The organism is Paenibacillus plantiphilus, from assembly GCF_927798095.1.
Taxonomy (GTDB): domain Bacteria; phylum Bacillota; class Bacilli; order Paenibacillales; family Paenibacillaceae; genus Paenibacillus_Z; species Paenibacillus_Z plantiphilus.
Window position 1 is genome coordinate 88,087 of sequence record NZ_CAKMMF010000005.1, and the last position, 26,965, is coordinate 115,051.

Annotated in this window: 29 protein-coding genes; 20 read left to right on the forward strand and 9 right to left on the reverse strand. The window is 49.5% G+C overall.

The genetic code is table 11. The features are described from left to right. Nucleotide 1 precedes the first annotated feature (1 nt). Nucleotides 2-457, forward strand: a complete 456-nt coding sequence (locus L6H65_RS05695) for a GNAT family N-acetyltransferase (protein ID WP_236339533.1) — start codon at nt 2-4, stop codon at nt 455-457. Between the two features lie 49 nt (nt 458-506). After that, nucleotides 507-926 carry an HIT family protein gene (locus L6H65_RS05700; RefSeq protein ID WP_236339534.1) on the forward strand — a complete coding sequence of 140 codons (420 nt, stop codon included), beginning with the start codon at nt 507-509 and terminating at the stop codon, nt 924-926. Nucleotides 927-1,029: 103 nt separating this feature from the next. On the opposite strand, the gene L6H65_RS05705 is transcribed toward L6H65_RS05700, so the two are convergent. Further along, nucleotides 1,030-1,506, reverse strand: a complete 477-nt coding sequence (locus tag L6H65_RS05705; RefSeq protein WP_236339535.1) for a hypothetical protein — start codon at nt 1,504-1,506, stop codon at nt 1,030-1,032. A 279-nt stretch (nt 1,507-1,785) separates the two neighbouring features. Here L6H65_RS05705 and L6H65_RS05710 point away from each other — a divergent pair, with 279 nt between their 5' ends. The 5 genes from L6H65_RS05710 (at nt 1,786) to L6H65_RS05730 (ending at nt 5,767) form a co-directional block, all read left to right on the forward strand. After that, nucleotides 1,786-2,526, forward strand: coding sequence for a (S)-benzoin forming benzil reductase (locus L6H65_RS05710; protein ID WP_236339536.1), 741 nt, complete (start codon nt 1,786-1,788; stop codon nt 2,524-2,526). Between the two features lie 77 nt (nt 2,527-2,603). Next, nucleotides 2,604-3,029, forward strand: coding sequence for a GNAT family N-acetyltransferase (locus tag L6H65_RS05715; RefSeq protein WP_236339537.1), 426 nt, complete (start codon nt 2,604-2,606; stop codon nt 3,027-3,029). A gap of 47 nt (nt 3,030-3,076) precedes the next feature. Continuing rightward, a complete protein-coding gene (locus tag L6H65_RS05720) occupies nt 3,077-3,994 on the forward strand; it encodes an NAD(P)-dependent oxidoreductase (RefSeq protein WP_236339538.1) in 918 nt (305 codons plus the stop codon). 19 nt (nt 3,995-4,013) lie between these two features. Then, nucleotides 4,014-5,021: a phosphotransferase enzyme family protein gene (locus tag L6H65_RS05725; RefSeq protein WP_236339539.1), complete on the forward strand. Its 1,008-nt coding sequence runs from the start codon at nt 4,014-4,016 to the stop codon at nt 5,019-5,021. Between the two features lie 137 nt (nt 5,022-5,158). Next, a complete protein-coding gene (locus L6H65_RS05730) occupies nt 5,159-5,767 on the forward strand; it encodes a GNAT family N-acetyltransferase (RefSeq protein WP_236339540.1) in 609 nt (202 codons plus the stop codon). Nucleotides 5,768-5,804: 37 nt separating this feature from the next. Here L6H65_RS05730 and L6H65_RS05735 read toward each other — a convergent pair whose 3' ends face one another. Next, on the reverse strand, nt 5,805-6,299 hold the full coding sequence (locus tag L6H65_RS05735; protein WP_236339541.1) for a 2,4'-dihydroxyacetophenone dioxygenase family protein: 495 nt from the start codon (nt 6,297-6,299) through the stop codon (nt 5,805-5,807). A gap of 315 nt (nt 6,300-6,614) precedes the next feature. On the opposite strand from L6H65_RS05735, the gene L6H65_RS05740 reads away from it, so the two are divergent. After that, nucleotides 6,615-6,947 (forward strand): hypothetical protein, encoded by a 333-nt coding sequence (locus L6H65_RS05740; RefSeq protein WP_236339542.1) that lies wholly within the window; start codon nt 6,615-6,617, stop codon nt 6,945-6,947. Nucleotides 6,948-7,023: 76 nt separating this feature from the next. Here the strand turns inward: L6H65_RS05740 and L6H65_RS05745 are convergent, their stop codons facing one another. From L6H65_RS05745 to L6H65_RS05755, 3 genes are all read right to left on the reverse strand, one after another. Next, complete coding sequence (locus L6H65_RS05745; RefSeq protein ID WP_236339543.1) at nt 7,024-7,533, reverse strand: GNAT family N-acetyltransferase; 510 nt, start codon at nt 7,531-7,533, stop codon at nt 7,024-7,026. Between the two features lie 206 nt (nt 7,534-7,739). Next, a complete protein-coding gene (locus L6H65_RS05750) occupies nt 7,740-8,582 on the reverse strand; it encodes an aldo/keto reductase (protein ID WP_236339544.1) in 843 nt (280 codons plus the stop codon). Nucleotides 8,583-8,590: 8 nt separating this feature from the next. Continuing rightward, nucleotides 8,591-9,808 carry an MFS transporter gene (locus L6H65_RS05755; protein ID WP_236339545.1) on the reverse strand — a complete coding sequence of 406 codons (1,218 nt, stop codon included), beginning with the start codon at nt 9,806-9,808 and terminating at the stop codon, nt 8,591-8,593. Nucleotides 9,809-9,968: 160 nt separating this feature from the next. Here L6H65_RS05755 and L6H65_RS05760 point away from each other — a divergent pair, with 160 nt between their 5' ends. Together L6H65_RS05760 and L6H65_RS05765 are read left to right on the forward strand one after the other, a co-directional pair. After that, a complete protein-coding gene (locus L6H65_RS05760; RefSeq protein WP_236339546.1) occupies nt 9,969-10,364 on the forward strand; it encodes a winged helix-turn-helix transcriptional regulator in 396 nt (131 codons plus the stop codon). A 672-nt stretch (nt 10,365-11,036) separates the two neighbouring features. Then, nucleotides 11,037-11,912, forward strand: a complete 876-nt coding sequence (locus tag L6H65_RS05765) for an AraC family transcriptional regulator (protein ID WP_236339547.1) — start codon at nt 11,037-11,039, stop codon at nt 11,910-11,912. Nucleotides 11,913-12,225: 313 nt separating this feature from the next. Here the strand turns inward: L6H65_RS05765 and L6H65_RS05770 are convergent, their stop codons facing one another. Continuing rightward, the gene (locus L6H65_RS05770; protein WP_236339548.1) at nt 12,226-12,408 is read right to left on the reverse strand and encodes a hypothetical protein; all 183 of its coding nucleotides are present in this window, start codon (nt 12,406-12,408) and stop codon (nt 12,226-12,228) included. Between the two features lie 179 nt (nt 12,409-12,587). Between L6H65_RS05770 and L6H65_RS05775 the strand changes: the two genes are divergently transcribed. Then, entirely contained in the window at nt 12,588-14,042 is a 1,455-nt protein-coding gene (locus tag L6H65_RS05775) for a TolB-like translocation protein (RefSeq protein ID WP_236339549.1), read from the forward strand. Nucleotides 14,043-14,209: 167 nt separating this feature from the next. Here the strand turns inward: L6H65_RS05775 and L6H65_RS05780 are convergent, their stop codons facing one another. Beyond that, nucleotides 14,210-15,130, reverse strand: a complete 921-nt coding sequence (locus L6H65_RS05780; protein ID WP_236339550.1) for a DUF5050 domain-containing protein — start codon at nt 15,128-15,130, stop codon at nt 14,210-14,212. A 209-nt stretch (nt 15,131-15,339) separates the two neighbouring features. Between L6H65_RS05780 and L6H65_RS05785 the strand changes: the two genes are divergently transcribed. The 6 genes from L6H65_RS05785 to L6H65_RS05810 all read left to right on the forward strand — a co-directional run bounded on the left by L6H65_RS05785 (nt 15,340) and on the right by L6H65_RS05810 (nt 22,349). Continuing rightward, nucleotides 15,340-17,013 carry an AraC family transcriptional regulator gene (locus L6H65_RS05785; RefSeq protein WP_236339551.1) on the forward strand — a complete coding sequence of 558 codons (1,674 nt, stop codon included), beginning with the start codon at nt 15,340-15,342 and terminating at the stop codon, nt 17,011-17,013. 108 nt (nt 17,014-17,121) lie between these two features. Continuing rightward, nucleotides 17,122-18,132 carry an ABC transporter substrate-binding protein gene (locus L6H65_RS05790; protein ID WP_236339699.1) on the forward strand — a complete coding sequence of 337 codons (1,011 nt, stop codon included), beginning with the start codon at nt 17,122-17,124 and terminating at the stop codon, nt 18,130-18,132. Between the two features lie 22 nt (nt 18,133-18,154). After that, a complete protein-coding gene (locus L6H65_RS05795) occupies nt 18,155-19,162 on the forward strand; it encodes a FecCD family ABC transporter permease (protein ID WP_236339552.1) in 1,008 nt (335 codons plus the stop codon). Next, complete coding sequence (locus tag L6H65_RS05800; protein WP_236339553.1) at nt 19,155-20,177, forward strand: FecCD family ABC transporter permease; 1,023 nt, start codon at nt 19,155-19,157, stop codon at nt 20,175-20,177. Before L6H65_RS05795 ends, L6H65_RS05800 begins: the two co-directional genes overlap by 8 nt. A 29-nt stretch (nt 20,178-20,206) precedes the next feature. After that, a complete protein-coding gene (locus L6H65_RS05805; protein WP_236339554.1) occupies nt 20,207-21,781 on the forward strand; it encodes an alpha/beta hydrolase in 1,575 nt (524 codons plus the stop codon). Between the two features lies 1 nt (nt 21,782). After that, nucleotides 21,783-22,349 carry a nitroreductase family protein gene (locus L6H65_RS05810; protein WP_236339555.1) on the forward strand — a complete coding sequence of 189 codons (567 nt, stop codon included), beginning with the start codon at nt 21,783-21,785 and terminating at the stop codon, nt 22,347-22,349. Nucleotides 22,350-22,371: 22 nt separating this feature from the next. Here the strand turns inward: L6H65_RS05810 and L6H65_RS05815 are convergent, their stop codons facing one another. Next, nucleotides 22,372-22,932 carry a GNAT family N-acetyltransferase gene (locus L6H65_RS05815; RefSeq protein WP_236339556.1) on the reverse strand — a complete coding sequence of 187 codons (561 nt, stop codon included), beginning with the start codon at nt 22,930-22,932 and terminating at the stop codon, nt 22,372-22,374. Nucleotides 22,933-23,234: 302 nt separating this feature from the next. Between L6H65_RS05815 and L6H65_RS05820 the strand changes: the two genes are divergently transcribed. The 3 genes from L6H65_RS05820 (at nt 23,235) to L6H65_RS05830 (ending at nt 25,620) form a co-directional block, all read left to right on the forward strand. Beyond that, nucleotides 23,235-23,978, forward strand: coding sequence for a GNAT family N-acetyltransferase (locus L6H65_RS05820; protein WP_236339557.1), 744 nt, complete (start codon nt 23,235-23,237; stop codon nt 23,976-23,978). A 106-nt stretch (nt 23,979-24,084) separates the two neighbouring features. Next, the gene (locus L6H65_RS05825) at nt 24,085-25,050 is read left to right on the forward strand and encodes a helix-turn-helix transcriptional regulator (RefSeq protein WP_236339558.1); all 966 of its coding nucleotides are present in this window, start codon (nt 24,085-24,087) and stop codon (nt 25,048-25,050) included. Nucleotides 25,051-25,137: 87 nt separating this feature from the next. Then, a complete protein-coding gene (locus L6H65_RS05830) occupies nt 25,138-25,620 on the forward strand; it encodes a DinB family protein (RefSeq protein ID WP_236339559.1) in 483 nt (160 codons plus the stop codon). Between the two features lie 437 nt (nt 25,621-26,057). On the opposite strand, the gene L6H65_RS05835 is transcribed toward L6H65_RS05830, so the two are convergent. Then, nucleotides 26,058-26,822, reverse strand: coding sequence for an exodeoxyribonuclease III (locus L6H65_RS05835; protein WP_236339560.1), 765 nt, complete (start codon nt 26,820-26,822; stop codon nt 26,058-26,060). Between the last annotated feature and the right edge of the window lie 143 nt (nt 26,823-26,965).

The following is a 26,965-nucleotide window of genomic DNA, read 5'->3' on the forward strand; positions in this document are numbered from 1 at the left end:
TATGACAATGAATTCAGAGTATAGGATTCGCAAAGCTGAAATCAACGATATACATTCACTTTCGGAATTATACCATGCGTTTGTTGGGCAGCATTCCAATACTGCCAATATGGTAGAACAGCTTGAAATCATATCAGGAAATCCTTGCTACTATTTAGCAGTAGCTTGTGACGGCAATCAAGTAATGGGTACCGCAATGGGAATAGTCTGTTTTAGTTTGGTTGGAAATTGCAATCCATACATGATGATTGAGAATGTAGTTGTAGCGTCGGAATATCGGGGCAAGGGCATCGGAAGGCTGCTAATGCATTCTCTTGAAGAGTTCGCGCGGGATAATCATTGCAACTACTTGATACTGGTATCAGGCATTCATCGTTCAGAAGCGCATGAGTTCTATGAGACAATAGGATACGAGAGACACGCCGGATTCGAAAAGAGGCTGAGCCCTCAAATATAAAAAAGGTCCAATGGTACGCGGAGCTATCTGAACTTGAGGGGGGCAGGAGATGCAAGAGAAACCATGTCTTGGCTGTCAGCTTGCACATAAAAGAATTGAGACTCACACCGTGTATGAAAATGAGTGGGTGGCCTGTATTCTTGATATTGAGCCCTTGAATGAAGGGCATATGCTAATTCTCCCCAAACAACATTATCATGATGTCGATGATCTGGATGACCGAACTGCGCAAGAGATTATGAAGGCGTCCGCCATGCTGGCAAAAGTGCTAAAGACATATTTTCAACCGGATGGAATCACAGTTATTCAGAATGGCGGAATATTCAACGATCTGACGCATTATCACATGCATGTTTTCCCGCGTTATGAGCAGGATGGATTCTCATGGATAGAACCATCCGACCAGTCGAACGCCAAAGGGCGGCTGAGCGAAACCTGCGAGAAGCTGCTGCGGATAATGAATCCATGACAGAAAGCGTGCAGCCGGGTCCATCAAAGCGTGATAGAACCCGTCAGTCCTTCCTATGAGGGCTGCCGGGTTTTGTGCCTGCGAGCTGCTATACGCCGCAAACCTATGATTTAATATAATTGCAAAGCACACAACCATGGCATGACAGGTAGACATCATGCTTTAAGCAGCGAGGATAGCCAGGTGGAATCGTCGGGCAATCGTCCCCCTCCTCGATCTCAGACCACTCTTCATAGTGCTGGGTGTCTATATCCTCCAGTCGAAAAGCCGCGACCATCCTTTCAAACTTACGTAATGTGTTTACGATAAACTCTTCGGTCGGCTCATAGTTCAATTTCTCCCACCCAGTTCGAGCAAGCGCGCCGTTAATAGTGCGAAGTAGAAATTGCTGATTGCTTACAAATTGTTCAGGGCACCAGGGCAGCTCATCCAAGCTAAAACCAACAGTTCCGATTCCCACAACACTCTGATCTCTCTGAGCAAGCCAAATAATGAATTCTTTTTCTCGGTTCGTGCTCGCTAGTACTGATCCGCTAAGAACGATGACGTCGATAAAGACAGAAGTCAGCCCGTTCGACATACGTAGACATTCGGAAGAATGGTCCGCACTTTGCGTAAGATAAATGGAGTTTCCCATATTTGCTCCTTTAGACTAAAAGTAACATATAGCCAATATTCTTGTTCATAATGGTAATATATAGTCAAAAAAGCAAAGCTGCCGTTCAACATATGCCCGGTCTCCTAACAGGATTACAATCAATAACGCTCTAATCCAACTGTTGAATATTTAAGGGAGAAAATGTATTATTTAATAAGGATAAATAGTAGGATTATGTTTATATGAGAGAAGGCGTTTATCTTGCATTATTTCATCATAACGGGGGCATCCCGCGGTATTGGCGAGGCGCTGGCTGTTCAGCTTATCGCGCCGGATAACCACTTGTTTTGTATATCAAGGAATAAGAATGAGCAATTGATTTCTCAAGGCGGCAACCTTGATTATTACGAGCTGGATCTGAATGATCTTGCGGAACTTGAGCGCGTGATGGCCCAGATATCGCACCGAATAGATGAAGAGAAGGCATTGTCTGTCTCACTAATAAACAATGCAGCAATCGTCGTCCCATTATCTAATATTGAACGCAGCAGCTGGGAACAAGTGAATCAGAACATAAGTGTTAATCTGATAGCTCCGATGATTCTCACTGCCGAGTTTATTCGACGAACGAGTCATCTGAGAATCGAGAAGAGGATCATGAATATTTCCTCTGGGTCCGCGAAGCATCTCGTACCGGGCATGAGCTGCTATTCGACGGCAAAATCAGGCTTGGAGACATTCACGAGGTGTATCGCAATCGAGCAGGACAAGCAGCCCAATCCTGTTAAAATCATGTCCGTTTGGCCTGGAATGATCGAAACGACTCTTCAGGATGAAGTGATAAATGCCGATAAGGAGATATTTGCCGCATCGGAGTTTTTCAAGATGGCACGAGAGCATGGCATGCTGGCAACGCCAGAGGCTACGGCGGCAAGGCTACTGGAAATTCTGCGAGGAGACAACTTCCCTCAAGGAATCGTTATTGAGAATATATATGAATAGCTTAACCCCACTTCGGGGAGCCGCTTTGGGAAGCAGTGGATATTCTCGATTTGGAAGAAAGATGGAGGGTGATTGCGGTGACACATCAAACGTTCGAAATCATTGAACGTTCCCCAACAGTTGCGGAGCACAAATTCCTGTGGGAATCTGTGGGGTGGGGACATGTCAATATAGAGATGACCGAGCAATCCCTTGCCAATTCTGTTTATGCTGTAGTTGCTCTATGTGATGGGGACATCGTCGGTATGGGGCGAATAGTTGGCGATGGAGCGATGTATTTCTACATACAGGATGTAGCTGTCAGACCGGAATATCAGGGAAGTGGCTTAGGTAAAATGATTATGGATCAATTGCTAGCCTTTATTAAACGGCGCAGACATAAGAATGGCATTGCTTTTATTGGACTGTTTGCGGCATCGGGTAAAGAAAGATTTTACGAGCAGTACGGATTCAAGGATCACTCGCCAGAGATGACAGGGATGTTCACCGTGTTGGATAACTAGCGGCGTGTGGCTCATACGTATTCGAATAAGGAACAGGAGATCATCCAGTGAAGCAGCAGAAGCAGCAATGGCAATGTGCAGTAGACGCGACAATTCAGTTATCCGAGCGAGAGCGCGATCAATTAGAGCGTACATTTACTGTCGAATATATGGATATTCATAAAGCGACGAAGCAACAGCTTGCGAATTTCGATATGTTTCTCATTCATTCGAAAATCCCAGACACATGCATGGAAAGCTTCGTAAAATGCAAATACATTGGCATTCGTGCCCATAATACCGATTATGTCAGCAGCGATCTAGCGCATAAGCTGGGAATTGAGCTTCGAGGAATCCCCCAGCTCGGAGAAAACGCTGTTGCTGAGCATACATTTTCTCTGATTTTCGCCGTTGCCAAGCAGCTCTTTCTTTCAAGCGACAATATTAACGAGGGCAAGTGGCGTGCAGGACTTCAGCCGAATGTTGAATTAAGAGGGAAGCACCTGGGGATTATCGGTTACGGTACAATTGGCAGAGCGGTAGCGTCGATTGGACGCGCCCTTGGCATGCATACTTTAATTGCCGCTAGTCGAACAAGCGCGGAGGACGGCAGTCTATCGCTGGAAGAAGTGCTGCAGCAATCCGATATCGTCACCTTGCATGCGTCCACAAGAGGTCATACCGAACCGTTAATCAATAAGAGGCAGCTTGAAATGATGAAGGATGGAGCGATTCTCATTAATACAGCAAGAGGAAGCTTGCTGAACGATGCCGATTTAGAAGCAGCCTTGCGAAGCGGCAAGCTGATGGGGGCAGGATTGGACGTCTATCCAGAGGAGCCTTATACGAATCGAGGGCTGTATGAGCTGCCCAATGTTGTTTGCACACCGCATCTCGCATTTTATACGAATGAAACGATCAGCAGCATGAACCAGCATTTGCTGGAGCAGGCCATTCATTATTATAACGATAGGAATGGTTCATGAGAGCGCACAGGAGGATCATATGCAAGCGAGAATCGAGGAATTAATCCGTTATTATTTAGAGGACGAGCATCTGAATTATAATATCGACTCGGTTCCATTTGGTCTGACGAACCTGACGAAGATTGTTAGCATCCATGATGAGCAGTATGTCGCCCGCATCTATAACAGGCATACGAAGGATATACCGGGCATTAAGCTGGAGGCGCAATTAACCTCCTATTTAAGCAATAGCAGGCTTTCATTCGAAGTGCCTGTATTTCTGCGTACGCTTGCTGGAGAGGACTTTGTCCAATTCTCGGATGGAACATTAGGCGCGATGGTGACTTTTCTTCGGGGGAGCGTGCCTGAGCTATCATCGATCCGGCAAGCTGCCGAGTTTGGCCGGGTTGTCGGGGAGCTGTCCTCCGCGCTAGAGAAATGCGACAGCGGATCATTAGGCTTCATCGGAAAATCATTCTCGGACATCTATGGCCTGCATCCACTAGCTGATACGCTTGCTGTACAATCCTTTATGGACGAGCCGCCCTTTCCTATTGCCGAGAACCACCTTCGCTTTTATCATGAAATGGTTTCGACTGTAGAGAAGTCGATTCCTCTTCTGGAGGAATTGCCTCAACAGTTCGTTCATCATGACGTATTGATCTTCAATTTATTGGCCCAAGGGAACGATATACGTGGTGTATTGGACTTCGATTTCGCCTCGCGAGATGCAAGCTTCATGGAATTTGCCATTTGCCTGAATCATGTTCTTCAGATGTCGAACGGTTCTGCGGCAATGCTGGAGGCATTTACTAAGGGCTATGCCGATTTCCGTAAAGGGACCGCACAAGAAATCGGGCATTTGCAGCTTTTGACCCAGATTTACCATGTTGCTGTACTTCATATTTATGTGGGCCAGCATTATTCAGGCGTAGACATTGAACAGAACTTCAACTATATCCTCAACCAATTCCGCACCCGAAACGATTGGCTGAATGAGCATGGTTCTGTTGTTCGGCAGCAGCTTGAGTATTTCTTGCTTTATTAGATGAAGGAGCATAGATCAGGGGCAATAATATCTCCACCAATAAGCCCAAACAATTACTCACTTTATCCATTCCTGTTCTCGTGATGTTACAGTATTTTGAATATGTGGGAATGTAAATCATTGGGGTGGTGGATGAAATGAATGATTTCTATCAACGTGATATTGTTTTAGAGAATAAGCATGTCAAGCTGGTTCCGTTTCATGCGTCCTATGAGGAAGGCCTTAAGCAGCTCCTGTTTGATCGCGAAATTACTGCGTTCACGGGAGAGCATTTTACCAATGATCAGGATGTGAAAAACTATATCGGGAGAACGCTTAACGGTCGGACTGCGAACGAGAGCTATCCTTTTATCGTTATTGACAAATCCTCAGGTCAAGCAGCGGGATCAACCAGCTTCGGTAATATACGCATGAATCAGAAGAGGCTCGAAATAGGATGGACATGGTATGGCAAGGCATTTAGAGGCACTTATGTAAACAAGGCTGCAAAGTTTGAGCTGTTGAAATTTGTTTTTGAGGAAATGGGCTTTAATCGTGTTCAATTTAGTGTAGATGCAGAGAACATACGGTCACAGAAGGCGGTTCTCAAGCTGGGGGCCAAGCAGGAAGGGATATTCCGGTGCAACTACGTCAATGCAAGCGGCGAATGTCGGGATGATATCTATTTCAGCATAATAAAGTCGGAGTGGCCGGAGCTTGCGAGAACGGTGTTCAGCGACTATCTCCATCATTCTGCGAATAGCTGAAGCGGGGTATAACGGGGGTCGAGCTGGTCGACCTCCCTTAATAGATGAGCTCCTCTTTAAATGCAATGTTATGCGCTGTACAATGATCTCTGTATTTCTTGAGAACGGTATACACATCATCTTGACCAACCAGTTGGTTGTTCTCATCGAAGTATTGAAGCGCCCCGCTTAAAATAAATAATGTAATGACCTCTTCATCCTCGGTAATTAAGGTGTGAATATCTCCTGCGGGTTCATAGATGAAGGTTCCCGGCCGCGCGACCCACGATTGTTCTTGATATCTCCATGTACCCTGTATATTATATCCGATGACTGTGCCCCCGGTATGTCTATGGCGACTCAGCGTTTGGTTGCTCTTAATCTTGAACAGGTAGATCCACCCGCCTGTGTTCAAATCGAATCGCAGCGGCTTGAAGTGACAGGTTCCATCGTCAAAAGCGACCCATGGCAGCTCATCGATGTTAACGACTCTTTCTGGAAGCTGGAATTGATCAGCGAACGCGATCACAGCGTCCCCGATAATAGGATTCATCTTATACAACCGCCTTTATCAATGGATTTGATTCATTCTGGGTGTATAAAAAGCATCACCGTCCAATGAATACTATTTTGCACCTAATAGTAGCATATGTTGGGTTTATATGGTTGTATTATTTTATCATTCTCATAAATGGTTGCTATTAGCTGAAAATATCTGGTAGAATGAGTGGGAACTAATGTTCCTATAAAAGGGGCGACGTGGATAATTACTCCGTATCGCCTGAAGAGATAGGCAGTACAGCTATTCAGCATGAGGCGGGAGCAATGGAAAATCGATGGGCACTTGATGCAGCAGGGGGAATCTCGAATGATCATGTATGAGATAGCAAACTCCAGATTGTCAGAAGTAAAGCTGTTGGATGAGGATTTCGTTATACAGGAAATCGAAAGTATTATTGCCGACTTTCAGCTTGAAGTAACACTGAAGACAACTCTGTCCACAATGAAGGGCTCTATTCATTATCACCTGAAGCAAGGGAAGAAATCAGGCGTCCTTGAAGTGACCTATTGGCCCAGCAAAAAACGGCTGTTCGTTGAGATTCATAATAATAGATTGTCAGAGTGGAATCAGAATATGATCGCCCCGTTCGCTGAGGCATTGGCGCAGCGCTTCTCTGGCATCGTTCAATCGAAGGTGTGATCCCATCTGCTAGATGGATCGAGCGAATAGAGCATCTAGCAGATCAAGCGGAAGGTGTGCCCCACCGCTATCCGCTTTATATTTCTTTATAGTACAGCACGGTTTCGTGCAGCTCGCCGTTTGCTGACTTGGCGAAGTTGGGTATCCGTCCTGCTTCTATATAACCGTAGGATGTGTACAGAAGATTGGACGGATCGCCTGCACGTGTATCCAGTATTAATAGGCTTCTGTTCTCTTGCTTGGATACCGCCTCGATTTCATGCATCAATACTTTGGCAATTCCGTTTCTGCGATTATTCGGATGCACCATTAATTTGGCAACTTCGGCTCTGTGGTTGGAATTCTGCTTCTGAGCAAGGTGCAACTGGATGGTTCCGACTGTCGCATTGTCCAATCTAGCAATCAACAATACAACGCCAGGCTGTATAACATCCTGCCAATACTGAATGGCGTCCATTCTGCTCAGCGGCGGCAAAAAACCGATAGAAGCGCCATCGTCAACGACATCCATCAACAGTTCTGTCAGCTCGTTCAGGATGTTGGACTCCATCCGAGTAATTTCAAGCACTTCAATTTTGTTTGCCATCCTTAATATCGACTCCCTAGAATAAAATGTGCTAACCATATGAATACACAATAATAATTACATAATAACACAAATAATGGGTGTGTATAGTGGTGAATGTCCATTGCCTACCTAGTTGCCCACTGCATGAATGAATAATGCGTAAAGAGCGAAGAGACCCCGGCCTGCGAACAGGTCGGGGTCTCTTCGCTGCCTACAGCAGCTGATCAAAAATCAAAGTTGTCGGGATCGGGACCGACCCGAAGATTCTGGTTCAGGCTATCGATTCTAGCGACCTCATCGCTCGTCAGCTCAAAGTCGAACACGTCTGCATTCTCGCTGATTCGATGCTCCTTCGTTGATTTCGGTATCGTAATAACGCCATGCTGCAAGTCCCAACGCAAAATAACCTGAGCAACTGTTTTGTTATGCTTGGCGGCAATCTCTTGCAGGAGAGGCTCATCCAGCAGCTGGCCCTGCATAAGCGGAGACCACGCTTCGAGCTGGATGTCGTGCTTCTTGCAGAATGCGCGAAGCTCCTGTTGAATCAGACGCGGGTGGAATTCCACCTGGTTCACAACCGGCTTCACTTTGGCATCCTTCATCAAGTCCTCCAGATGATGGATTTGGAAGTTGCTTACCCCGATTGCCTTCACCTTGCCGTCCGCATACAAGGTCTCCATCGCTTTCCATGCTTCTTTATACAAGCCTTTTTTGGGCCAATGAATGAGGTATAGATCCAGGTAGTCCAGACCGAGCTTCTGCAGACTTGTTTCGTAAGCGGCTAGAGTAGATTCATACCCCAGATCCGAATTCCATACCTTCGAGGTGACAAAAAGCTGTTCTCTGGAGAGTCCTGTTTCCTCCAAAGCTTCTCTTATTCCTTGTCCTACGCCATGTTCATTGCCATAAATGGCTGCTGTATCGATGCTGCGGTAGCCATGCTTAATGGCAGCCTTTACCGCACTCACCAGCTCGGCGCCTTCCTCAACCTTGAATACGCCTAGTCCAAACCATGGCATGGTTGTGCCATTGTGCAGCGTGGCTGCAGCTTGAAGATTCGTTGTCATAATAATTGTTAAGCCTCCTGAATGGTTTGTTTTGTAGTAGTAATCATTGCTTCTTTATTGTCCAGTACTCGGCTCCAGCCGGTTAAGAATACGGCTCCCAGAACCATCAGCGCGCCGATCCACGGGGTATGAATGAGCCCGATTGAATCTGCGATGACACCGCCTAAGTAAGCCCCGATCGCGATACCGGCATTGAAGGCGGCGATATTGAGCGCGGAGGCGACGTCCACCGAGTTAGGTGTGAAACGCTCTGCAAGCATAACGACATACACCTGCAGGCCAGGTACATTCATGAATGCAAACAGACCCATGATAAAGATGGTGATCAGCCCGGCTGTTTTGTACGGAATGGCAAACGTTAGGGCGAGCAGCACCAAGGCTTGCACTGCAAACATATAGAATAGGGCGACAACAGGTCTGCGGTTCGCAGCTTTACCGCCGATCACATTGCCGATGGCAATCGCAATGCCGTAGAGGAGCAGGATAGCTGCTATCGTCCTCTCAGGGAACCCGGTTATATCATGCAGCAGCGGGGATAAATAAGTAAAGACAACGAAGGTCCCGCCGTATCCCAGAGCTGTTATTCCGAATGCGAGCAGCAATCTTCCGTTCGTAACAACTTTAAGCTGATTGCGAATCGTAGTTGAAGCTGCTTGGCGCAAGCCGGCAGGGACCAGCAGTCCATTTGCGATAAGAGCAATGATGCCGACAATTGCAATTGCGATAAAAGCTGCGCGCCAGCCCATCTGTTGACCAATGAGCGTTCCGATAGGTACTCCTGTGACAGTTGCGATCGTCAGCCCGGAGAACATGACGGCGATTGCGCTCGCTCTGCGGTTCGCTGGCACGAGATCGGCGGCCAGCGTTGAACCGATGGACATGAATATGCCGTGTGCGAAAGAGGAAATGACACGGGCTGCGAGCAGCACGCCAATTCCGCCGGCAGCAGCGGCAATGCCATTGCCGACAATAAATACAACCATAATCCAGAGCAGCAGCGTTTTGCGCGGAACTTTGGATGTCAGGGAGGTCAGAATAGGGGCTCCGAACATGACCCCGAGTGCATACAAAGTGACCGTCAAGCCAGCGGTTGTTACAGATATATGCAAGTCCTCCGCAATCAAGGGAAGCAGTCCTACGCTGATGAACTCCGTTGTTCCAATGGCAAAGGCGCTTATCGCTAGGGCAAGCAACGCCATCGTACTTCTTCTGTTATGTCCTACCATTTGCTTTCCTCCTCCTGAATGGAATCTTCGGCCGGCAAATGTTATTATAGGCTTCAATATCCGCGACGAACAGTACGTACTTATTAGTAACGCAGGCACCAAAAAGTACCCTAAGCTGCTGCACACCGCAAGAATGAACGGGATACGGAAGGAGAAGGCTATGATAAAAAAGAAGTACAACATATCAGTGGAAGCAACCTTGGAGGTTATTGGCGGCAAATGGAAGTGCGTCATTCTATGCCATCTCATGCACGGTAAAAAACGAACAAGCGATTTAAAGCGTATTATGCCCGGGATCACGCAAAAAATGTTAACCCAACAGCTGCGGGAATTGGAAAAGGACGGCATCGTCAACCGGATTGTCCATAACCAAGTACCGCCAAAGGTGGAATACCAGCTCAGCGAATATGGAGACAGCCTTCGAATTATTTTGAACTCCCTATGCTTATGGGGAGATAATCATATCATTAAAGAATATGGTTCCAAAAACGCCGTTTTGGAAGACAATGTATTAAATAATCTTGAAGAAGAGAATGATGGCAGGGTGCGGTCCTAGCTGGATCGGCAGCTCCAATTGCCGCTTCGCAAGTCCCCAGAAACAGCAGCGCAGGGCTGGGCCGGGAACAATTGAGATTGCTCCCCATAAAAACAAGTTGTGCCGACGCTCCCTCTAATCCACGCCTCTACTCGCCAATGGTATGGTACAGAATTTGCAACATACTGGCACTACTCATCTGCACGGACCATTTTATTACACCTCTTTCGCGGCTCGCTTGCCGCAGCCGGAGACGATTGTTAGTACATATCCCCGCCAGTAAGAAGTAAGCCTCTCTAGCCTTTGCTAGTATCCCCGTTGCTGCAAAAATACATGTGATTGGGCTAGAAAGCGCTATTTCAAAGCCATCACCTGCAAAAGTACATCAATATAGCAGAAAAATTCCGTATACGAGGTGTCATAGTAATATTTGATGTATTATCGCAGTTACTCCGGCTGAGAGCGGCTGTTTTTGATTCTGTAGATGTATTTTTGCAGCAACGAGCAATGAGTACTGCTGTGTAAACTAGTAAAGAGCACTGAGCAACGAGCATATCTAATCGCGGAATTTAGGGTAGGATGCGGCTCGTTTCTGAGAAGGTTCGCACAAATAATCAAACAACAGCTTCCAATATCCGTTAGAATCAGTGTATTAGCTGTTCAATATACGATTGAGACAAAGGATTGTAGATAATGAACTATTACAGAAGCATTCAGAATGCGATAACCTTTATCGAGAAGAATCTTAACGAAGAGCTGAGAATAACCGAGGTTGCTGCGGCAGCCTGCTTCTCAGCCTTTCATTTTCAGCGCGTGTTCCAAGCGATTTCGGGCTTTACCGTTCAAGAATATATTCGAAAGCGGCGATTGTCGGAGTCTGTTCGGCTGCTGGAGACGACAGCAATGAGCGTGCTGGAGGTTGCTGTTGCTTCACAATATAGCTCGCAGGAGGCGTATACACGAGCCTTCGAAGGTTATTTTGGCGTGACGCCGGGCAAGTATCGGAAGATAAAGGGAGACGCGAGCTTGAGCTTGCAGGCGCCTATCAATTTTATCGATTATCAAGCGAGCAAGAAGGGGGATCTGGATATGAAAAAGCCCGTTTTCGTCCCATTGGACACAGTGAAGATTATCGGCTATCCGTACAAGACAAGCTTGAATAATGACCGCCATTATCATGAAATTCCGAGTTTCTATCGGGAGTTTGGAGAAAAGGAAAGATTCATGCGAATCCCCAATAAGCTGGCGCCAGGCATGTCCTATGGCATCTCCTGCAGCTTTCAGGATAATGGAGATTTTTCATTCCTTATAGGTGAAGAGGTGCAGCAGTTTGAAGAGAAGCTGGAGGATGGGCTTGTGAATTTCGAGATACCAGCGGGACAGTATGCGGAGTTTGAAGCCAATGGACCTGCGGGGTTCGTTCAGGAGGTTAGAAATTTCATCTATGGCACATGGCTCCCGAATTCCAATTATGAGCGGAAGGAAGGGCCGGATTTCGAGGTGACTGATGTTATCCATTCTACTTTTCCAGATGACCTAAGGATCAAAATCTATATCCCCCTCAAGTAAGTAGAGCGAGGTGCATCGCATACCAAAGTGTCGTGTGACGAGTACGCCGTATGCGCCAATAACGACGCAAGCACCAAGAGCGCCGTATGCGCCAATAACGACGCAAGCACCAAGAGTGCCGTATGCGCTAAGAGCGCTGAGCATGACAAAGGCCGAGATTCTTCTTCTAGCGAGAAGACTCGGCCTTTATTGTTGTAGCATAGCAGCTAGTTGTATAGACAATTGAAGCATTCATATTCATTTCGCAACCTCCTAGTTAGGTAAAATGTCGGGAAACTCGCTCGCAAGGCCGCAGTTCATTCTATGCGTGCGATTAGTTGTAGTAGTTCTGCAGCAAGCGTTGCGTTTCGGCAGCATGGTCGGTTGGTTCATGAATGCCGTTCTTAATCCAGCATTCCGTGCAAGCCTTTTCCGTTGTGCACTGGTCGGCATTCTCGCAAGTGTAGCAGAATTGAAGCAGGTTCCTTGTTACTGTGTTGGTGGTAGTGGCTGTCATGACGATCATCTCCTTTGATCTTTCCTATGAGTTAACTGTAACATGTTGGGCCGAGAATGCATGTGATTTTTATCACATAATTGTCGTTGGAGGGAGTGGATTTTTTTATGGTAGAAGCAACCATTTATGAATAATTACGTCTACTTATGTAGTGGTTCTAAAAATAAGGCGGGGTCAGAATGGAACAAGGAAGATCGATAAAGGTTTGGATAAGAGGCATGTGTACCAGAGGGCTCGTCTATTTGCTCATCGCGCTCGCGCTGGCAGCAGCATCCGGCTGTGAAGCTGAGAAGTCGAACGATGATCATGCCGCGAATTCTGCTGTGGAACCGGCATCGGGCAATGGCAGGAAGGCGGACAATCCACCAAGCGGTGATACTGAGCGGGCTCCAAGCGATCAAGCAGCAGCAACGGCTGCGCCAGAAACCGCCACTTCAAACGGAGATCCGTCAGCTGCTGCAGCTCCAGTGTACACAGATGAGGAATATGCAGCGCTTATAGCGAGCCAGTTCAATAAGGTTCATCAGCTCGATAAGGCTGGGGAGGGGGAGTACTTCTACGAGCTGGCGGTGCTGGGAGAGAATGAAGTGGTATATGGCATGGACAATGGGGACGGATTCGAATTGGTCCAGCATGATTTTCGAACTGGGAAGACCCGTTCTATCATCTCGCTTAAGGGCGAGCTGATTTCGTTGACATTCTCCCCGGAGCGGCAGATGCTCGACATTTCGTATAGTCTGAATGATGCGTGGAAGTTTAAAGCATGGTCCTTTTCTGCTGGGGAATTGAAGGGCAATCTGAGAACCGTATTGGCGGAGAATGAGAAATGGTCATTAGTTCGATCTGACAAAGGGGGAGGCATATGGGGCGTGGCTCGTGACGGCTCTGGGAAATTTAAGCTGACAGATAATGCGCTTGATCATTCTCCATGGTGGATACCGGGTACGAATCAGTTTGTGTTTCTTGCCCATACGAACCGCAAGATTAATGATGGATCGGGCTATGAATATGCGCTAATCCTTTATGATATGGATACACGCAAGTGGAAGGAGCTTTCATTCGATAAGGGACCATGGAAGATACTGGGCTGGATGGAGCCTGGAAAAAAGCTGCTCGTCGACCATGCCTTTAACGAAGGGGTTGACCTTAACTACACAGAGCCCTATATAGTGGATTTGGAACTAATCGAGGAATATCCGTTGTTCTCAGCAGGTATGGATGCTTACGATCTGGCGTTTAATGCATCATCTCGATCTTTCGCTGTTACTATTTCGGGCTACCTGGCTTTCTATGACCAGAAGGGAGACATTCATTCGTTAGAGCCTTGGCTCGTATATTCGTCTGAACAGTTGGGCAGTCCTTTCACCTATTCGCCCGATGGCAAGCGAGGCGCCTATTTGGTTAAGGCTGCTCCGACCAGCGATGGCGCTTCTGGCGCACTTGGGCGTCTTGTTATAACGGATGCTTACGGCAGAGAGCCGATGGTGCTGCATGATTATAATCTGCCTGTCATATCCTTCGAGTGGTCGCCTGATGGGAAGGCGATAGCATGCTTTATCCAAAATAGCCACGGCAGCTTCATTGTTATGAAGGAGCTGGAGTCGCTCGGAGGAACGAGTGGACGCGGCAATTAGTGTGTGTTGACCGACCTCGTGTAATTAAAGAAAGGCCCCTATCCCTGGGACATGCTCTGGGATAGGGGCCTTTTGTGCGCTTCAAGCGTGCGGTGTGGCGCTGCATGACGACAGCGATGGACCCGATCCGATAAACATGGCGGTCAGGAAACGCCATCCTTTTAACATTATTTTATGGTGAATACCTTGCCAGCGGTTGTCATATAGACGAGCGAGCCGTTCAATTGCCCCAGATACTGGTCGGTATTGCCGAGCTTGGAGACGGTTTTCTTCTGGCTGCCGTCCCGTTTGACTTTTGTCAGTGAAACAGCAGTGGTTATGCCATTCTTGTCCACAGTGGCTTCTTCATAATAGAACCATTGATTGAGGAAGCCGACAGGACGGATGGAAACCTTCGATGAGAGGGTTGTTTTATTCTTGCCGCTGACATCGATCAAGTAGCCTTTGCCCGCGGTTTCTCGTTCGCTGTAATATAGAACGCCGTCGTACAGCTTGTATCCATCATAGGGATCGACTTCCTTCGCGGATATTGCCGTCTTGCCGCTGCCGTCCAGCTTAGCACGGTACAAGCGGGAGTCTCCTTTCGTATCTACGTAGAGGAAAGTTCCATTCGTTACAATATAGGACCAGTGCTCCAGCTTGCCCTTCACAATCTTCGAGCCTGTTCCATCCAGATTCATAGAGCGCAGCTTGACGCCGTTTTCATCAAACGTGCTGTAATAGATTTTTTTGCCGTCGATGAAGAACCGCGAATACACTTTGTTGTCTTTGGTAATTTCGGTTAATTTGCTTCCGTCCTTCTTCATTCGAACGATATTCCCAGAGTCGATATCTGAGCCTGGGTCCTGCTTCAAGAAATATACCCAATCCCCTGTAACGGCAAGAGAGGAAGCCGCACCTTTGTAAAGCTGCTTGGACGTATTGTTCTTGCCAGTGATGGTTGTAGCGTTGACGCCGATTCCGCCGTTTGCCTTGATCTCGCCAACCCAGATGAGTATGCTGCTCTTGGCTGCTGCTGCGGCCATCGTCGGGATGCTGCCGAGAAGCAGAACAAGCGCCATCAGCGATAATAGTAATGATTTTTTCATGGGAATCCTCGCTTTATCATTTTTTTGCAATCATGAATTATATAATAAAGAAATATTTGGAATATATCAACCTGATTTCATAGTAATAGATTCTATGCCGTCGCCGGACCTTGCCGGATAACCAATTTCATTCCATAGGCAAGGGGGACTAAATTTGATAAACTCTTATTGAAAATAATTATCAATATCAATTAGAGGTGGTTGACGCGATGACTTTGAAGTCCAAATCCAATCCTCCCTTACATAAAGAATACCAGGAGCCGCTGGAGCTAGACCGGCTAACGGCAAGATTATGCGATATTGAGATCATGTCGGGCAGAGGCGGCTTTCAGCTGGACCAGCAGCTGACGATTCCTCATGCGTTCATTATTTTGCTGAACGGAGAAGGGGTGCTGAAGCGGGATGCCGCAGCATGTCCGATGCGAGCGGATACGGTATATGTCTGTCCGCCGGAGAGTACGTTCGGATTCGAAGGGGGGACGAACGGTGAGATCTCCATTGCCGTCATTCGGTTCTATCTGTACCAGGAATCCAGCCGAAGCAGGAAACGGCTGGATGCTGTTGATCCGGCGGGGCTGCTGCCCTACAACGATGGCATCATGATCGCTCCGGCGGGTCGATTGAATGCGCTTTGCCGATCGATGAAGGAGCATAGCTGCAGCAGCGACAGGCTCGTGCAATGGCGGGCGCAGCTTGACTATCAGGAGCTGCTCTATGAGACATTGGCCGCAGCCCGCAGGCAGCCTGCGGAGGATACGCGCCATTCGCTGGAGCGGGCGAAGCGCTATATGGAGGAGCACTCCAGTGAAGAGCTGACGATTGAAAGGCTGGCGGGCATCGCGGAGCTCAGCCCGAAGTATTTTGTCGATCTGTTTAAGAAAACGTACGGCGTCAGTGCGCTGGATCATTTGACCCATCTGCGGATCAATAAGGCCAAGCAGCTTATGCTGCGCTCCGGGCTGCTGCTGCGGGATATTGCCCATGAGGTGGGCTACGAGGATGAGTTTTATTTCAGCCGAAAGTTTAGAAAGACGGTGGGGATGTCGCCAACGGCATTCATTAAGAAGCGCCGACATCGCATTGCCGTATATGGCTCGGCTTCGTTAATCGGATATTTGATGCCGCTTGGAGTGATTCCATATGCTGCCCCGCTTCATCCGAAATGGTCGGGCTATTACTTTGATCAGCTTGGCGCGGACATCCCCGTTCATCTGGATGCTTACCGCCAGAATCATAATAAAGCCTCGAATCTGGATAAGCTGGCAGCTGTTGAGCCAGAGCTGATCATATGCCCGCCGGGGCTGGACCAGTGGGAGAAGGAGCGCTTGGCCGGCATGGAGGCATCGGTGTATGAGATGCCTGATGATCATGCGGGCTGGCGAAGGAAGCTGCTTGCTGTCGCCGAGCTGCTGGGCGAGGGGGCTGAGGCTGAGCGATGGGTGGCTGCGTATGAGCGGAATGCCGAGCTTGCCCGCAAGCATATTGAAGCAGGAGAGAAGCCCGCGACAGTGCTGACGCTGCGGCTATTGAAGAACCAGTTCTTCGTGCATTGCAGCCGCAGCATGTCAGATGTGCTCTATGACGGGCTGGGACTGCGGTCGCCACTCGCAAGCTGCGAACAGGCTCCATTCGATCACCCCATTACGCTTGCGCAATTAGATGAAGTCAGCGCCGATCATATTCTGCTGCTCATCTGCAAGGAGTCCGAGACGCTTGAGGGGTGGAGCAAGCTGCAGCAGTCTCCGCAGTGGCTTTCCCTGCGGGCAGTTCGCGAGAACAGGCTGCAATTGATTGCCTCCGAGCCATGGCGCGAATACTCGCCTATCGCGCTCGAACGAATGCTGGATATTGCACGCGATCTTTTTTCAGGAAATCGTCCATAACTTTTCTGGATTTTGTCCATGGTCGAGGGAGGCTCTATCCGCTATCATCAATAATGAGATTCATTCTCAATTAGAGGGGCAGTCATGGAAGGGAGATTTATATCAATTATGAAGAAGTCTGTATTAAGTTTGGGAGTCATTGTGGTGTTAGCGATGGTATTGGCAGCGTGCGGAGGCGGCAACAACGAGGCTGCGCCTGCGTCGGATAAAGCGGCACAGAATACGGGAGAGGCGAATCAATCCGCTTCTGAGAAGCCGGAGGAGCAGGCAGGAGCAGCGACGAAGCGCATTACCTATCTCGATCAGGAGTACGAGCTTCCGGCGAGCACAGAGCGGATCGTCATTACGGGAGCAGTCGAAGCGATGGAGGATTCCATCGTACTGGATGTGAAGCCGGTAGGAGCGGTTACGTTCTCTGGCGTATTCCCGCCGATGTTCCAATCGATTGCGGATAGTGCGGTATCGGTTGGCGAGAAGGCCGAGCCGAACTTCGAGACGATTCTGTCGCTGAAGCCGGACGTGATTCTCGCTTCGACCAAGTTCCCTGCTGAGGTTGTGGAGCAGCTGAAGAAAATTGCGCCAACTATCGCTTATTCCCACATCGCGACGAATTGGGAAGCCAATCTTACGCTGCTGGGCGAGCTGAGTGGCAAGCAGGAGCAGGCTGCACAGGCGATCGAGCAGTATAAGAAGGATCTGGATACGGCGAAATTGCAGTTGGGCGAGAAGATGAAGGATAAGAAGGTCATTGCGGCTCGTATCAGAGCAGGCGAAATATATCTCTACCCGGAGACGGTCTTCTTCAATCCGGTCTTGTACGGGGATCTGGGGATCAGCGTGCCGGAGGAAGTGAAGGCTGCCAAAGCGCAGGAGGCGATCTCGGTAGAGAAGTTCGCAGAGATGAACCCGGATTACCTGTTCCTCCAGTTCTCGCCGGATGAGAACAAGGATACGCCGGATGCGCTTGAGGCGCTGCAGAGCAATCCGATCATGAAGAACATTAATGCGCTGAAGAATGGTGCGGCATTCGTAAATGTCGTCGATCCTCTCGCGCAGGGCGGTACAGCGCACAGCAAGATTGAATTTTTGAAGGCAGCGTTAAGCAGCTTGTCCAAATAGATTTAGAATAAGGCGTGTTTCTATGACATATAAATTTTCGCTGCCGGCGCTCATCCTGTTGATGGCGCCGGCAGCGGCATTGCTGTTGATTGCTTTATCTGTCCTCTATGGGGCCAAAGATATTACGGTAGCGGAGATTTGGGAATCGATAATCCGCTTCGACACAGACAGTGTGGATCACCAGATTATTAGGGCATCACGTCTGCCAAGAGTGATCGGCGCTATGCTGATCGGAGCCTTTCTTGCTGTCTCCGGCGCGATTATGCAGGGAATGACGAGGAACTATCTGGCGTCCCCATCCATCATGGGCGTCTCCGACGGCTCGGTGTTCCTGGTGACGATGTGCATGGTATTCCTGCCTCACACGAATTCTGTGGGTCTAATTACTTTCTCCATGCTGGGCTCTGCGCTGGGCGCGGGTCTTGTGTTCGGCATCGCCTGGCTTATTCCAAACGGGCTGTCGCCGGTTCGGCTTGCCATTCTCGGCACGATAATCGGAACATTCCTAAGCGGAGTGGCCGATGCGGTGGCGACCTATTATCAGATCTCGCAAGGGCTGAGCTTCTGGTATAACGCCCGTCTCCATCAGATGGATCCAGCGCTTATCAAGCTGTCTATTCCATTCGCAGTCGTAGGACTGGTACTTGCGATGGCGGTATCCAAATCGATCACTGTGCTGTCGCTTGGGGATGATATCTCCGCCAATCTGGGTCTGCGCTCCAGACTTGTGAAGGTGCTGGCGATGCTGTCGGTCGTCATATTGACTGGAGTCGCGGTTGCGCTCGCAGGCAAGGTTGCTTTTGTCGGGCTTATTGTTCCGCATGTGGCGAGATTTCTGTCGGGGGTCGATTACCGCTGGATTATCCCGGTGTCGGGTGTGCTGGGCGGCTTGTTTCTGGCGATGTGCGATATTATATCCCGCTTCGTCAATTATCCGTTCGAGACGCCGATTGGAGTCGTCACGGCATTGTTCGGCGTGCCGTTCTTCCTCTATCTGATCAAGACGAGAGGGGGCGGCAAGCATGGATAGCTCGATGGGCAGACGCTTCTGGACAGTGGCCATTGCTTGTCTTTCTGTTATCGCGATTGCGCTGTATCTCAGCTTAACGAACGGGACCTTCGACATGTCGGTGCTTGATGTCGTGCGGACATTGCTGCGCTTAAACCCCACGTCAGAGCATGATCTCGTGGTGTTCGAGTTTCGTCTGCCCCGTATTGTGCTGGGAGCACTGATCGGCTTTTCGCTCGGTGTAGCGGGTGCTGTCATTCAGGGCGTAACCCGCAACGGTCTGGCTGATCCCGGCATTCTTGGCATTAATGCGGGAGCCGGCATGGCGGTCGTTCTGTTCATGTTCCTGTTTCAAGGACAGCTCAATACGACCGGCTGGCTCGCTGTAATGACGATGCCGATGTATGGGCTGGTCGGCGGTCTGATGGCAACATCGATAATCTACATGTTCGCCAGACATCGCGGCAGGCTGGACCCGCAGCGTCTTATATTGGTCGGCATCGCGGTCGCTTCGGGCTTCGGAGCGGTAACGATGTATGTATCGCTCAAGATGAACCCGAATGACTTCGAGATGGCAGCGGTATGGATGGCGGGGAGTATTTACAGCGCGAACTGGAAATTTGTCATTACGATGCTGCCGTGGCTGATTGTGCTTGTGCCCATTGTATGGATTCGAGCGCATATTCTGGATCTATTCCAACTGGATGATTCCAGTGTGGGCAGTCTTGGCGTGGCGACCGAGCGCGAGAGAAATATTTTGTTGCTGTGCTGTATTGGACTTGTCAGCGCGAGTGTGGCCGTATCGGGCAGCATCGGCTTCGTCGGGCTGATTGCGCCGCATTTGGCTCGTCGTCTTGTCGGCATGCAGCATCGGCGGATCATTCCGATAAGCGGCTTGACCGGAACAGCAATGGTTGTGATTGGCGATTTCATCGGAAAAACCATATTCGCGCCCGCACAGCTGGCTGTCGGAATTGTAATCTCGATCATTGGCGTACCGTATTTTGTCTATCTTCTCATACGTTCCAAGAGATAAGCGCACAGCTCTGCAAGAGAGGAGAAGCTATGAATCACTATAAGAGCATCACGGTAAATGGTAGAAATATGGTCGTGTATGTGCCCCCTTCCTACAAGACAGACCCGGACAGATGCTTTCCAGTCGCATATGTGCAGGACGGCGGAGAGCTGATTGACCATTGTACGAATCAAATGGAGCATTTGTACGTTCAAGGGGAGCTGGAGGAGGCTATTCTCGTCGGGATTGAGCCTTATAACCGCAATGACGAATATACGCCTTGGCCTGCGGAGCCGCTGCTGAGCAGCTATCCTGCTTTTGGCGGCAACGGGCGGAGCTATGTGGATGAGGTGGCGGATGTGCTGAAGCCATTCATGGATGAGAATTACCGGACCAAACCGGACCCGCAGCATACCGCCATGATCGGCGGCTCCTTCGGCGGGCTGATCTCCTTGTTCGCGGGCTGCTGGCGGCCCGACACATTCGGGCGGCTCGGGCTGTTGTCCGCTTCCTTCTGGTATGAAGGCGTTCTGGACTTCTTCAGAGAGCATGCCGCGTTTGCTGATCAAGTGCGTATCTTCATGTCCGTAGGGAGCTGCGAAGGCATTTACAAGCAAACCGTGCAGAAGGACATGGTGAGCAATACGCTCAAAGCCCATTCGCTGCTGCTGGAGAAGGGACTCTCCACGGGGCAAATGCAGTTCGTTGTGGAGGAAGGCGGCACGCATGATGCGGTCTTTATGGCCATGCAATTTCCTAGCGCACTGAAGTGGCTGTTTGGGGACAGAGCTGCGGATGCGCTGGCAGAGCCTGCCGAGAAGGCGACAAATTACATCATTCCCGGAACCACGCAATGGACTATGCATGGGCGGAATACGGGCCGTGAATATCGGCTATTCATATCCGTGCCTGCAACACCGCCGCCGGAGAAGGGTTACCCCGTTCTCTATGCGCTGGACGGCAATGCTTCGTTCGGCTCGTTGACGGAGGCGATGCGGCTGCAGGGGCGCCCGCCGCATGGCTTTCAGCCGAGCGTCATCGTGAGCATCGGGTATGACTCCGATGAGCCTATCGTAACTAATCGGAGGTTCTATGATTATACGGAGCCGGCCGATCACGCTGTACTGCCGACCAGACCGGATGGCTCGCCATGGCCTGAGACGGGAGGGGCGGACGCTTTTTTGGATTTTATAGAAAATGAGCTCAAGCCCGCAATTGAAAGGCACTACCCTATCGATCGCGAGCGGCAGTCGCTGTTCGGCCACTCCCTTGGCGGCTTGTTTACTCTTCATGTACTCGTTGCCAAGCCTTGCGCATTTCACAATTATATTGCAGGCAGCCCGTCCATATGGTGGAACAATCATCGGCTGCTGGAGCGAGCAGCCCGGCTGGGGACAGAGCTGGAGCGAGGCGGCGGGCCCGCGCTCTTGATTGGCGTGGGCTCGGAGGAGAAGCCTATGATGGTAGAGGATGCGGAGCGAATGTACCAGCTTCTCCTGCCCTATCAGGCCACCACTGGCCTGCGGGTGACTAAGCGGGTATTCCAGGGCGAGGGCCATGTCTCGGTTATACCGCCGCTGATCAGCTGCATGCTGCGGTTTATTTCGGAACAGGAGGGATTGTAGGATGGAGCTATCGCGAATAATGAGGGAACGGCGTTCCATTCATCGTTTTCAGCAGAAGGAAGTGCCGATTGATCTGGTTATGGAGCTGATGGAGACGGCTGTCTGGGTGCCTAATTATCATATGACGCAGCCGTGGCGGTTCATCATCAGTTATGGGGAAGGCAAGCGCAAGATGGCGGAGGCAGTCCGTTATATGAAGGAGATTCGGGAGCCAGACCCCGAGAAGCGCACGGCAACAGGCCAGAAATTTTATGATAAAATTATGGCTGTTCCGATGATCATCACAGTCATCATGCAGGAGAATACGAATCTGATCGTCCGTGAAGAGGACTACGCTTCAACTAGCTGCATCATCCATAATTTCAGCCTGCTGGCTTGGGAGCAGGGTATCGGACTCGTATGGGAGACGTATCCGTGGCTGCTGGAGGGCGTGTTCCGTGATGCGATGGGCATCAAGCCTGGGGAAAAGGTGCTGGGCAATCTGCATGTCGGCTACCCGGCACAAATTCCGACTGCGCAATCCCGTGTACCCGCGGCGGAACGGATTACTATTATTAACGAAGCTTAGCTGGAAATAGCAGCAATCAAGCTCAACCGGACTGCACGATGTCCGATGTCCAGTCCTCCTTCAACATAGCATAGATGACGAGATCGATATAATGACCATTGAGCCATTGCGCTTGTCTGACGGTTCCTTCATTCCGGAACTTCATTCTCTCTGGAATGGCTCTGCTTTTGGCATTGAGAGCGGCTGCCCTGATCTCTACCCGATTCAGTGACAGGTCATAGAAAATATAGTCGATTAATGCTCGGCAAGCGCTTGTCATTATGCCCATCCCCCGATAGTTTGCCGCAAGCCAGTATCCGATAGAGGTCTGCCTATTCGCCCAGTCAATGGCATGCAGCCCTATGCATCCTGCCATGCTGCCCCGATAGAAAATGCCTGCACTAAAGCCATTATTCTCCGAGAATGCCTTTAATGAGCTTCTAATATAACCCTCCGTCTGCACTGAAGCTGTCGTGCTATCCACCCAAGGCAGCCATTCTCTCAAATACACTCTGTTCTGATCTGCCAGTCGGAATAATTCATCCGCATGCCTGATTTCCAGAAGCCGCAACTTTACATCCGCATTAATAGTATGGCTGAACATACGTTAAACCTCCTAATCGTGGGGCTAAGCTGTTATACTAAAAAGTAAAATTCATACATCTCTTACAAGAGAGTATAGCTGACTTATGGGATTTGCAACAGAGGGAATAAGCTTGGAGCAGTATTGCTCCAGCATGCCCTTCATGAAGCCGCCCACAAGGGATATGAGAATCTCTACCTGTGCACGGATCTGGAGGGTTATTACGAGAAGTATGGCTGGGACTGCTTGGGGGGGGCGGTTATATTTTCAACGGTGATCCGACCAGAATATATGTACATTCCACTATGTAGAGGAAGATGAGTATGAAAGATCCATTGGCACTTATGAATATCCAGGCAGAGGTTCTATATATCCACGACTCTCGGGGGAGGATCACGTCCATTAATGAGCATTCGCGCCATCCTGCGCCTCGTTTATTCTGGGGGCAGACGAGGCAGGGAAGCGTGCTGCGATTCCGCAGTGATGTCCCTGATGCCATTGTGGATAGGATCGTCCACACTAGTAGTAACGGCGGGGCCAGCAGTCAGATGGCTAGCATAATGGATGCTCTACAGCGCCATGAAAGCATTCGCAGTATGTGGCTGGGACCCGCCTATGTTTTTGCAGCCAGTGCAGCGGAGGCCGCAGTTGCAGCGCGCGATGGGGTGGTATGCGCCGGCAGTAGTCAACCTCCGGAGTCTCACGCTTGCAATGGAGCTGTAAAGGTAACAGATGATAATCGAGCATATTTGAAGGACAGCTTCAAGGAACTATGGACTGACGTCCTGCATCGCGAACCATGCTACATGATGATCGAGGATGAAAAAGCAGTCTCGGTATGCTTCAGCGCACGGGCCACTTCACAAGCTGCGGAGGCAGGGGTGGAGACGTTAGAAGGCTATCGTGGCAAAGGTCATGCGATAGCAGTAGCAACCGCATGGTCGGAAGCTGTGCGGCAATCTGGCAGAATTCCCTTATACAGCACATCCTGGGATAATTACGATTCACAATCGTTGGCTGAACGCTTGAAGGTTACGCAGTATGGAACAGATTTTTCGTTCTATTGATGGGGTCGGCATTGCGAACTACGATCCAATTCGATTCTGCTGAGAAGAGAATGCGGCCCTATCCTGTTCGATTCGGGGATTGTATAGTAGGTATTAGGTGATGAATATGAAAATCGAACGTTTGCTGGCAATCGTCATTTATTTGCTGAATAACGGAAGAACGAGCGCGGCCCTTCTGGCGCGGAAGTTTGAAGTTTCGAGCAGAACGATTCAACGGGATATGGAGGCCATTAATTTGGCTGGCATTCCGATTGTTGCATACCCTGGGCTGCAGGGCGGCTTTGAAATTATGGAGGGCTATCGCCTAAGTCATCAGGTGCTGACGAAGGATGAGCTGATTGCTGTAATGACAGGGCTGAGAGGGCTGCAAAGCCATGCTTCAGACGAGCGCGATGTTGCCGGTACTCTGGAGAAAATGCGCGCCATGCTCCGAAAGAATGAGCTCCACTATACGGACAAAGCACTGGAGCAATGGATTATTGATCTGTCCCCATGGACCAGCAATGAAGAAGAGAAGCGGAAAAATGCCCTTCTTCGGCAGGCTATAGCGCAAAGGAACGTGGTTACATTCCAATATACCAATTTGCAGGGGGTTGTATCTCAAGCAGCGACTGAGCCGGCATCTGTCGTTCATAAAGGCTCTCACTGGTACTTATATGGCTTTTGCAGAGCAAGCTTGAAGGCCAAGCTATACCGTTTATCAAGAATGAGGGAGCTTGCGATAACGCCTGATATTTTCAATAGGGAAATCGAGCCTTATGATGCAAGCGCAATTGAAGCGGGATGGATGCTTAGCTCGTCAACGGTACGTCTGGTTTTGCGATTCCAGCCGAGTGTCAGGGTTAGAGTGGAGGATGCGATGCAGGAGGGGATCATAACCTATGAGGATAGCGGTACGCTGCTCGTTGAGGTCGTTTATCCGGAGGACGAGTGGGTTTACGGGATGCTCCTGAGCTACGGGGATGCCGTTGAGGTGCTCGCGCCGGATTCGATTCGAACGATTATTCGCGACCGGGCGATGAAGATATGGCAGATTTATAGCGAGGATCGCAATGAAACTCGTGGAAACTAAGCATACCATTATGCAATCATGACATACTGTTGTCGTGGTTAGTGCCCTACAATTAAGATCTAGTTAAATCTGTAGGAGGATGATGGTATGCTTAAGCAAGTGGAACTCTTGGAACAGTTTGAAGAATTAGCACAATGGTATGCAGCGCTGACAGGTTCTGAGCAGGGGTGGCGTACGCCGATTGGGGAAGGCAAATGGTGTCCTGCGGAAGTGGTTGCTCATTTAGTGAAGTGGGATGAGTATCTGCTTACAACTGTATTGCCGGCTGCTTCGAGCACTATCGGGCAAGTCGAATTCCCCGATCACGATACCTATAATGCGGTATCCTTGGTCTATGCGCGCTCAGGCATATCGGCAGCCGAGCTGCTGCAGGAAGCTTGCAAGACGAGAGCCGATTTAGTGCAGGAGCTGCGGAATCTGACAGAAGAGCAATTGTTCCGGGCGATTCCAGTAAACGGGCATACACACTGTCCGCAGACGAACACCCCCTATTCGCTAGGATATCTTATCTGGGAGTTTATCCAGCACGATGGTCACCATCGCAAGCAAGTCGAGGCATCTATCCGCTAATCTAGCATAAATGATCGAAATTGCTGCATACAGCTCTCGGCTAATCTAGCATAAATGATCGAAATCGCTGAATGCAGCTCTCGGCTAATCTACCATAAATGATCGAAATCGCTGCATAGAGCTCTCGGCGCGAGGTGGAGCAATATGTGCTGGCAGTAGAAATCGCTGCCAAACTCTCATGTACATATAAGCAAAGTTGATGCCGAACTGTCCCGCTGTAAGCAGGAAATACCGTGTTAACGTAAGAAATGTCAGCATGAAGGGGTGCTGTAAGCAGGAAAAATCGTGTTATAGCTTGAACAAAGCCACTCCGATCGCGCTTTCTGCCACTTTAAAACGAAAAAACCTGCTTACAGCTCATCGAACGAACATCTCGCCAGCGTTAAGCCGGAAAAAACGTCTTAACGCAAGTAGCGTGACAGGAAGCCCTACACCAATCACCTGTCTGTGATATCGATATGGAGACTAATGGGGCAATGATCGCTTCCGATGACATGGGCGTCTATTCCTGCGTCCAATATGGAGGAGCCCAGCCTTGCGGAGACGAGAAAATAATCAATCCGCCATCCCACATTCCGCTCTCTAACCTTGGGCATGTAGGACCACCAGGTATAAGCATCTGTCCGATCGGGGTAGATATAGCGGAACGAATCGACAAATCCCGCCTCCAGCAGCACCGTCATTTTACCGCGTTCTTCCGGGGTAAAGCCGGAGTTGTTGCGATTGGATTTTGCATTCTTCAAGTCAATCTCTTGATGGGCGACATTGAGGTCGCCGCAGACGATTACCGGCTTGTGACGATCTAGTTGAGCGATATAGGTTAAGAACCGATCCTCCCACTCCAGCCGATAATCCAGTCGTGAGAGGTCGCGCCTGGCGTTAGGGGTGTAGACATTCACGAGGTAGAAGTCGTCGAACTCCAGCGTGATGATCCGTCCTTCGGGTTCTTCATCCTCTTCCATTCCGAAGCGAACCGACAAAGGCTTGATTTTCGTGAAAACAGCCGTTCCCGAATACCCCTTCTTCAGGGCATAGTTCCAATACTGCGTATATTCCGCTCCCTGCTCCAGAACAATTTGTCCCTCCTGCAGCTTTGTCTCCTGAATACAGAATATATCCGCGTCCATCTCGCTGAAATAATCGTTGAAGCCCTTGTTGACACAGGCTCTAAGTCCATTCACATTCCATGATACGAGCTTCATAATCGTCGGTCTCCCTGCTGTTCTCAGTGAATTCTATCTTTTAGTATTTGGATTCTATTGTAAATGAAGAGACGTTTCGTGCTGCCAAGCAGCACTCCACTCTATCTGCCAAGAACCATTGAATGCTATCTACCAGTGTATCA